The organism is Denitromonas iodatirespirans (genome assembly GCF_018524365.1).
GTDB lineage: Bacteria > Pseudomonadota > Gammaproteobacteria > Burkholderiales > Rhodocyclaceae > Nitrogeniibacter > Nitrogeniibacter iodatirespirans.
In genome coordinates this window covers 1-1,396 of the sequence record NZ_JAEKFT010000089.1, presented here as the reverse complement: position 1 = coordinate 1,396, position 1,396 = coordinate 1, and the positions used below count along the sequence as shown (strand labels likewise).

At 68.6% G+C, this 1,396-nt stretch carries 2 protein-coding genes; both read left to right on the top strand.

All coding sequences use genetic code 11. The annotated features are described in order from the left end of the window. The coding region (locus I8J34_RS24025) for an electron transfer flavoprotein subunit beta/FixA family protein (RefSeq protein WP_214364160.1) at positions 1 to 483 on the top strand (483 nt) is incomplete at its 5' end. A gap of 2 nt (positions 484 to 485) precedes the next feature. Beyond that, a partial coding sequence (locus I8J34_RS24020; protein ID WP_214364159.1) for an electron transfer flavoprotein subunit alpha/FixB family protein occupies positions 486 to 1,396 on the top strand: 911 nt, incomplete at its 3' end.

Sequence of the window (1,396 nt, the reverse complement as noted above, 5' to 3'; positions counted from 1 at the left end):
GAAGAACTGCAGCCGCTGGCCGTGGCCAAGCTGCTCAAGACCCTGGTCGAGAAAGAAGGCCCGCAGCTGGTCATCCTCGGCAAGCAGGCGATCGACGACGACGCCAACCAGACCGGCCAGATGCTCGCCGCGCTGCTGGGCCTGCCGCAGGCCACCTTCGCCTCGAAAGTGGCGATCGCCGACGGCAAGGCCACGGTCACGCGCGAGATCGACGGCGGTCTGGAGACCCTGTCGATGAGCTTGCCGGCCATCGTCACCACCGACCTGCGCCTCAACGAGCCGCGCTACGCCACGCTGCCCAACATCATGAAGGCCAAGAAAAAGCCGCTGGAGACCGTCACCCCGGCCGATCTGGGTGTCGACGTGGCTCCGCGCCTCAAGACACTCAAGGTCGAAGAGCCGCCCAAGCGCAGCGCGGGTGTGAAAGTCGCCGACGTGGCCGAACTGGTCGCCAAACTCAAGAACGAAGCCAAGGTGATCTGACCATGCGCATTCTCGTCATCGCAGAACACGACAACGCCGGCCTCAAGGCCGCCACCCTCAACGCCGTCGCCGCGGCCCAGGCCATCGGCGGCGACATCGACCTGCTGGTCGCCGGCAGTAGCTGCGGCGCGGCTGCCGAAGCCGGCGCCAAGCTGGCCGGCGTGGCCAAGGTACGCGTCGCCGACGCCGCCCACTACGCCGACCAGGGCGCGGAGAACGTCGCCGCGCTGGTCGCCGCCAACGCCGCCGGCTACAGCCACATCCTCGCCGCCGCCACCACTTTCGGCAAGAACGTGCTGCCGCGCGTGGCCGCCGAGCTCGACGTGGCGCAGATCTCCGACATCATCGGCGTCGAATCACCCGACACCTTCCGCCGCCCGATCTATGCCGGCAACGCGATTGCCACCGTGCAAAGCGCTGATGCGGTCAAAGTCATCACCGTGCGCACCACCGGCTTCGACGCCGTGGCCGAGACCGGTAGCGCCAGCGTCGAAGCCATCGACGCGGCCGCCGACACCGGCCTCACCACCCTGGTCAATCGCGAGCTGACCAAGTCCGAGCGCCCCGAGCTGGGCGCCGCCGGCATCATCGTCTCGGGCGGTCGCGGCCTGGGCAACGGCGAGAACTACCACGCCCTGCTCGAACCGCTGGCCGACAAGCTCGGCGCCGCGCTCGGCGCCAGCCGCGCCGCGGTCGATGCCGGCTTCGTGCCCAACGACTACCAGGTCGGCCAGACCGGCAAGATCGTCGCCCCGCAGCTGTATGTGGCCATCGGCATCTCCGGCGCCATCCAGCACCTGGCAGGCATGAAGGAGTCGAAGGTGATCGTCGCCATCAACAAGGACGAAGAGGCACCGATCTTCCAGGTGGCCGACTACGGCCTGGTGGCCGACCTGTTCGAGGCCGTGCCGGC